7 protein-coding genes and 1 tRNA gene are annotated in these 6,494 nt (G+C 71.4%); 6 read left to right on the forward strand and 2 right to left on the reverse strand.

Features of this window, described 5'->3' with window-relative positions; genetic code table 11:
* Nucleotides 1-21 precede the first annotated feature (21 nt).
* From aroH to QMC84_RS21675, 6 genes are all read left to right on the forward strand, one after another.
* On the forward strand, nt 22-408 hold the full coding sequence (aroH, locus tag QMC84_RS21650; RefSeq protein WP_300378604.1) for a chorismate mutase: 387 nt from the start codon (nt 22-24) through the stop codon (nt 406-408).
* Nucleotides 401-1,507, forward strand: a complete 1,107-nt coding sequence (locus tag QMC84_RS21655) for a prephenate dehydrogenase (protein WP_300378606.1) — start codon at nt 401-403, stop codon at nt 1,505-1,507. The genes aroH and QMC84_RS21655 overlap by 8 nt, the downstream gene beginning before the upstream one ends.
* Before the next feature lie 11 nt (nt 1,508-1,518).
* Nucleotides 1,519-2,220 (forward strand): (d)CMP kinase, encoded by a 702-nt coding sequence (cmk, locus tag QMC84_RS21660; protein WP_300378608.1) that lies wholly within the window; start codon nt 1,519-1,521, stop codon nt 2,218-2,220.
* A 40-nt stretch (nt 2,221-2,260) separates the two neighbouring features.
* Nucleotides 2,261-3,025, forward strand: a complete 765-nt coding sequence (locus QMC84_RS21665; protein ID WP_300378610.1) for a lysophospholipid acyltransferase family protein — start codon at nt 2,261-2,263, stop codon at nt 3,023-3,025.
* Nucleotides 3,022-4,431 (forward strand): ribosome biogenesis GTPase Der, encoded by a 1,410-nt coding sequence (gene der / locus QMC84_RS21670; RefSeq protein ID WP_300378612.1) that lies wholly within the window; start codon nt 3,022-3,024, stop codon nt 4,429-4,431. Before QMC84_RS21665 ends, der begins: the two co-directional genes overlap by 4 nt.
* A gap of 223 nt (nt 4,432-4,654) precedes the next feature.
* Nucleotides 4,655-4,728, forward strand: a tRNA-Pro gene (locus QMC84_RS21675).
* 110 nt (nt 4,729-4,838) lie between these two features.
* Here QMC84_RS21675 and QMC84_RS21680 read toward each other — a convergent pair.
* Nucleotides 4,839-6,014 carry a site-specific integrase gene (locus QMC84_RS21680; protein WP_300378614.1) on the reverse strand — a complete coding sequence of 392 codons (1,176 nt, stop codon included), beginning with the start codon at nt 6,012-6,014 and terminating at the stop codon, nt 4,839-4,841.
* 13 nt (nt 6,015-6,027) lie between these two features.
* Nucleotides 6,028-6,309, reverse strand: a complete 282-nt coding sequence (locus QMC84_RS21685; protein WP_300378616.1) for a helix-turn-helix domain-containing protein — start codon at nt 6,307-6,309, stop codon at nt 6,028-6,030.
* Nucleotides 6,310-6,494: the final 185 nt, after the last annotated feature.

A 6,494-nucleotide genomic window follows, 5' to 3' on the forward strand; every position in this document is an offset into this window, starting at 1 on the left:
GACCTGACTAGCCTGGAGCCTGTGGCAGTCAGGGCAGTGCGAGGAGCGACCCAGCTCGACGCGGACGTGCGCGACCACCTGCTCGAGCGGGTCGCCGAGATGGTGTCCGACGTGATGACGGCGAACGGCCTGGAGGTCGACGACTTCATCTCGGTGATCTTCACCGCGACCTCCGACCTGGTCTCGGAGTTCCCCGCGTATGCCGCCCGGAGGCTCGGGTTCGGCGACGTGCCGCTGATCTGCGCGCGCGAGCTCGAGATCGCCGGCTCGATGCCGCGGGTGGTCCGGATGCTGGCGCACGTCGAGACCGACCTGCCGCGGGCCGACATCACGCACGTCTACCTGCATGGTGCGGCGGCCCTGCGCAAGGACCTGACCCGGGTCCGGTCGGTGCCCGACCATGAGTGACCCGAGTGACCCGAGTGTCCCGAGTGACCCGGTCCTGACCGGCCCGGTGGAGGTCGTCGGCACCGGACTCCTCGGAACCTCGATCGGCCTCGCGTGCAGCCGCGCCGGGATCGAGGTGCTCCTGTCCGACACGTCGGTCGAGCACCTGCGCACGGCCTCCGGCCTGGGTGCCGGCCGGCCGAGCACGGAGGCCGACCGGCCACAGCTCGTGGTCGTCGCCGTGCCGCCGGACGCGCTCGGCGCGGTGGTGGCCCAGGCGCTGCGGGAGCGCCCGGACGCCGTGGTGACCGACGTGGGCAGCGTGAAGTCCGGCCTGCCGGCCCAGGTCGAGCGGGCCGTGGGGGCGGAGGCCGTGCGGCGGTACGTCGGCGGGCACCCGATGGCGGGCTCGGAGCGGTCCGGACCGCTCGCGGCCACGCCCGCGCTCTTCGACGGCCGTCCGTGGGCGATCACCCCGCACGAGGAGAGCGGACCGGCCGCCGTACGCCTGGTGGAGGCCCTGGCGACGCAATGCGGCGCCGTGCCGGTCCGGTTGAGCCCCGAGGAGCATGACAAGGCCGTCGCCCGGACCTCCCACGTCCCGCACCTGCTCTCCGCGCTCGTCGCCGGCCGGCTGGTCGGCGCCCCCGAGCAGCACCTCGCCCTCTCCGGGCAGGGCGTGCGGGACGTGACCCGGGTGGCCGCCGGCAGCCCGGCGCTCTACGGCCAGATCGTCTCCGCGAACGCCCAGGCGGTGCTCGGGCTGCTCGCCGAGGTCCGGGCCCAGCTCGACGCCGTCATCGACGCGGTCGCCGCCGACGACCGGGGGGCGCTCGAGACCGTCCTGGCGCGCGGCGTCGCCGGCACGCGGGCCATCCCGGGCAAGCACGGTGGGCCGGTCCGGCCGATGCGCTCGGTCTTCGTGTCCGTGCCCGACTACCCGGGCGAGCTGGCGCGACTCTTCGCCGACGCCGGGGCGAGCGAGGTCAACATCGAGGACGTCCACATCGACCACGACCCCGGCCGGCCGGTCGGGCTGGTCGAGCTGCTCGTCGACGAGACCCGGGCCGAGCACCTGTTGACGTCGCTCGAGTCCCGGGGCTGGGTGACTCACCGGTAGGCTGTAGCCCCGTGAGCCACACCCTGCGCCCGCCCGCCCCCGGCACCGTGATCGCCGTCGACGGCACCTCCGGCTCGGGCAAGTCGAGCACGTCGCGCGGCGTCGCGAGGCGGCTGGGGCTGCGCTACCTCGACACCGGGGCGATGTTCCGTGCGATGACCTGGTGGCTGCTGCGCGAGGGCGTGGACGTCCACGACCCCGCCGAGGTCGCCGCCCGCTGTGGCGAGCCGACCATCGCCTCCGGAACCGACCCCGAGGCGCCGACGATCACCGTCGACGGCACCGACGTCGGCGTGGAGATCCGCAGCGACGCGGTCAACGCGGCCGTGTCCCCGGTCAGCGCGGTGCCGGAGGTGCGCAGCCGGCTGCTCGACCTGCAGCGATCCGTGATCGGTCGGGAGACCCGCACCGGCGGCATCGTGGTCGAGGGCCGCGACATCGGCTCGGTCGTGGTGCCCGACGCCCCGGTCAAGGTCTACCTGAGCGCGGATCCCGAGGCGCGGGCGGTCCGCCGGGCCGCCGAGGCGGGCGGCGCGGACCTCGCCGCCACCCAGGAGTCCCTGCTCGCCCGTGACCGGATCGACTCGGGCCGGGCGACGGCTCCCCTCGTGATGGCCGACGGTGCGGTGCACATCGACACCACGCCGTACTCCCTCGACGAGGTGATCGACCTGGTCGTCGAGCTCGCCGAGCAGGCCCAGGCGCGGGCGTGAGGACCCGATGAGGCCCCGATGAGGCCCCGATGAGGCCCCGATGAAGAACGTCTCCGCCCACCGCCAGCTCCCGCGCAGCGACACCGCCCGGGGCGTGCCGCGCTACGCCCTGCACTCCCCGCTGCGCCCGCTGGCCCGCTGGCTGATCAGGCGGTGGTACGACGTGCGCGTGCACCAGCCCCAGCAGGTCCCGCGTCGCGGGGGAGTGATCTACGCCTCCAACCACGTCGGGATCGTCGACGGGCCGCTGCTCGGGATCTTCGCGCCCCGGCCGGCGCACACCCTGACCAAGATCGAGATGTTCCACGGACTGCTCGGGCGGTTCCTCGTCCAGGCCGGCCAGATCCCGCTGGACCGGTTCCACACCGATCCCGCCGCCGTGAAGTCGTGCCTCAAGGTGCTGCGCGACGGCGGGGCGATCGGGATCTACCCGGAGGGCAGCCGCGGTGCGGGCGACCTGGAGCGGTTCCACCGCGGCGCGGCCTACCTCGCGCTGGTGTCCGGCGCGCCCGTCGTACCGGTGACCATGCTCGGGAGCCGCGAGCCCGGCGCCCACCACAACTCGCTGCCACCCCGGCGGTCCCGGATCGACCTCGTCTTCGGCGAGCCGTACCGGATCGACCCGCGGCCCTGGCCGCGCACCCGGGAACAAGTGGAGAAGTCCTCGTTGTTGCTGCGGGAGCACATGCTGGTCCAGCTGGACCGCGCGCGCACGTCGACCGGCCGGGAGCTGCCGGGTCCGCTGCCCATGACCGACGTAGACCCAGACCCCGCGACCGGGGTCACCGACCAAGGAGCACCATGACCGAGCTCGAGGGTGCCCCCGACGGCACCCCGGAGGCCTCCCAGGAGTCCATCCCGGAGACAGCCACGGAGACAACCCCGGAGGCAGTCGGCCCCGTCCCCGTCCTCGCGGTCGTCGGACGGCCCAACGTCGGCAAGTCGACGCTGGTGAACCGGATCATCGGTCGCCGCGAGGCCGTGGTCGAGGACGTCCCCGGGGTCACCCGGGACCGCGTTTCCTACGACGCGAACTGGAACGGCCGTGCGTTCACCGTGGTCGACACCGGGGGCTGGGACCCCGACGCCCGCGGCCTGGCCGAGCGGATCGCGGGGCAGGCGGAGGTCGCCGTCAGCCTGGCCGACGCGGTGCTGTTCGTGGTCGACGCGACCGTGGGGATCACCGACGCCGACGAGGCGGTCGTCCGGATCCTGCGCAAGTCCAAGAAGCCGGTCGTGCTGGCCGCGAACAAGGTCGACGACCAGCGCACCGAGGCCGAGGCCTACGGGCTGTGGAACCTCGGGCTCGGCGAGCCGTACGCCGTGTCCGCGCTGCACGGGCGCGGCTCGGGCGACCTGCTCGACGCCGTCCTGGCGGCGCTGCCGGAGCCGCCCCCCGAGGGCGAGCCGGTGGTCGGCGGGCCGCGCCGGATCGCGATCGTCGGCAAGCCGAACGTCGGCAAGTCCTCGCTCCTCAACCGGCTCGCCGGCGAGGACCGGGTCGTGGTCGACAACGTCGCCGGCACCACCGTCGACCCGGTGGACGAGCTGATCGAGCTCGGCGGACGCACCTGGCGGTTCATCGACACCGCCGGCATCCGCAAGCGGGTCAAGGAGGCCTCCGGGCACGAGTACTACGCCTCGCTGCGCACGTCGACGGCGATCGACCGGGCCGAGGTCGCGGTCCTCGTCGTCGACGGCGGTGAGTCGATCTCCGAGCAGGACGTGCGGATCATCCAGACCGTGCGCGAGGCCGGCCGGGCACTGGTGATCGCCTTCAACAAGTGGGACCTGGTCGACGAGGAGCGCCGCTACTACCTCGAGCGGGAGATCGAGCGCGAGCTCGTCCAGGTGCAGTGGGCCCCTCGGATCAACGTCACGGCCCGGACCGGCTGGCACGTCGACCGGCTCGTCCCGGCGCTCGAGAAGGCGCTGGAGGGCTGGGAGACCCGCGTGTCGACCGGCGCGCTCAACGGCTTCCTCGGCCGCCTGGTCGCCGAGCACCCCCACCCGGTGCGCAGCGGCAAGCAGCCCAAGATCCTCTTCGGGACCCAGGCGTCGACCGCGCCGCCCATGTTCGTCCTGTTCACCAGCGGCAGGCTGGACGCCTCCTACGAGCGGTTCATCGAGCGCCGCCTGCGTGAGGAGTTCGGCTTCGTCGGCACCCCGATCGTCCTGCAGCAGCGGCCGCGGGAGAAGCGCAAGCGCTAGCCGCCCGGGTTCGCCGTCGACACCTCCGGGTCGAGGGGTGTCCGACGACAGTGCCGAGGTCGGCTCCGACCGAGGCGGGCCGAGGCCCGGGTGACGGGTCGTGTCCCCGACGACGCGCTGTGGCGGGTTCTGGGGCACCCGACCCGATTCCGCCCCACCGGTTCGGCTGCGGTAGTGTTCACGCCGCTCGGTGGTCGAGCTGTGTCGAGGCCATCCGGGTGTTCGGGCTGTGGCGCAGCTTGGTAGCGCACTTGACTGGGGGTCAAGGGGTCGCAGGTTCAAATCCTGTCAGCCCGACCGAACAACCGCCTCTGACCTGCGGAAACGCAGATCAGAGGCGGTTCTGGTTTTGAACCCGACGTCCCTATTCCGCACTTATTCCGCAAGTATTCGCGGCGGACGTCGGCTCAGTCGTCCTCATGCAGGACCAGTTCTTCGAGCACGTGGGCGACATCAGCTGCGATGGCCGGCTTGGAGATGTAGAACTCGCGGGTGATGGCGGGGGAGGAGTGGCCGAGCTGTTTGGAGGCGGTCTCGGCGTTGACCCGCTCCGAGATCAGGGTTGCGACGGTCTTGCGGAACGTATGCGGGGTGACCCAGTCCAGCCCGGTATCCTTGCGGATCTGCCGCCAACGCCGCTCGACGTTGTTGACCTGTTGCCAGGTGCCGTTGCGGGTCGGGAACACAGCGTCGTGGGGGTTCTCTCGTGCTGCAGCCCGACGGCGCCTGAGCATTGCGAGGGCGAAGTCCGGAAGCACGACTGTCCTCACGCTCGAGTCCGACTTCGGCCTCGCCTTGCGGTAGGTGCCCTTGCCCGGCTCGGTCTTGATCGTCCCGTTGATGGTGAGATTCGGGCGTTCGGCATCGAGTGCGACGTCGACCCATCGCAGCGCGAGGACCTCACCAATTCGCGCTCCGGTCGCCAGCATCAGGTCGATGATGTCCGACATGTCGCTGGACGCCTTGGGTCCGGGCCGCTGCTTCGCCGTCCACGCACGGAGAGCCTCGCGGACGGTGTTGAGGTCCTCGAGGGTGAGCGACCGGGTCTCGAACCTCTCTCGGTGAATGCGAGACGTCTGCTGGACCGGGTTGACGCCGAGTGCGTCGTGACGGACCGCCATTCCCAGCATGGCGCCCATCACCACCTTGGTCTTCCGCTGGCGGCTCGCGCTCGTGGCCCGGAGCCGGACAAGGAACAGGTCCAGTCGACTGGTCGTCACCTCTCGCAGTCGGAGGCCACCCAGTTCAGGGATGACCACCTTGTTGAGCACGCGCTCGTACTCGTTGATCGTGGTGGCCTCGATCCGGTGCTCGTCGCGCAGGTACTTCAGCCACAGGGCTGCGAGCTTCGCGATGGTGGTCTCGGCGGTGATCGCCTGCTGCGTCGGCGTGGCCCGATCGACCAGTTTCTCGCGCAGCGCCCGCTCTGCGGCAGCGGCAGTTGTTCCGGTGGCCGTGACCTCCCGGGTTACGCCGTCCTTGTCCCGGATCCGGGTGTGCGCCCGGTAGGCACCCTCCCGGACTTGTTTGGTTCGGATCGTCCCCCAGGTGCCCAGAGATGTCGGTGGGCGTCCGCGTCCCATGTCGCCACCCCCTTCAGCGCGGCCGGCTGGCCCGGGACAGCGAGACGCCGTCGTTGGCTCGCTGCTCGGGCATGCCAGAGATGTCGTCGAAGTTCTCGGCATGCTCGGCTACCCAGGCATCCAGGTCAGCGCGGCGGTACCGCAGGCACCCGCCGAGCTTCACGGCTCGCGGCCCGAAGCCCGCTCGGCGGGTCCGCCACGTGTACAACGTCGCCTTGGGAATCGACAGGTACGCCGCTGCCTGGTCGATGGTGAGGATGCCGCCCTCCACATGGGCGTCGATCGTTGTGCTCATGATGTGCTCCTTCGTTGTGACGAGGACAGGTTTGCCCTCCTGACTGAAGGTGTGCACCGGTGACCGGCTCGCCTGTGGACAATCGCGGCGTAGGCGATGCTATGGAGATTCTGCGCCTGGGCTGCTCGGCTGTCCGTGGCCATGAAAAAGTCCCCACTGGTGGCCAAGTCGAGGTCCCCGCTGGT

It is taken from the genome of Nocardioides sp., from assembly GCF_030019515.1.
In the GTDB taxonomy this organism is placed as follows: Bacteria; Actinomycetota; Actinomycetes; order Propionibacteriales; family Nocardioidaceae; genus Nocardioides.

Excerpts from the sequence above, each read along its gene's own strand:
- QMC84_RS21655 (WP_300378606.1), top strand. The coding sequence starts at position 401 with ATGAGTGACCCGAGTGACCCGAGTGTCCCGAGTGACCCGGTCCTGACC.
- QMC84_RS21680 (WP_300378614.1), bottom strand. The coding sequence starts at position 6,014 with ATGGGACGCGGACGCCCACCGACATCTCTGGGCACCTGGGGGACGATC.
- QMC84_RS21685 (WP_300378616.1), bottom strand. The coding sequence starts at position 6,309 with ATGAGCACAACGATCGACGCCCATGTGGAGGGCGGCATCCTCACCATC.
- der (WP_300378612.1), top strand. The coding sequence starts at position 3,022 with ATGACCGAGCTCGAGGGTGCCCCCGACGGCACCCCGGAGGCCTCCCAG.
- QMC84_RS21665 (WP_300378610.1), top strand. The coding sequence starts at position 2,261 with ATGAAGAACGTCTCCGCCCACCGCCAGCTCCCGCGCAGCGACACCGCC.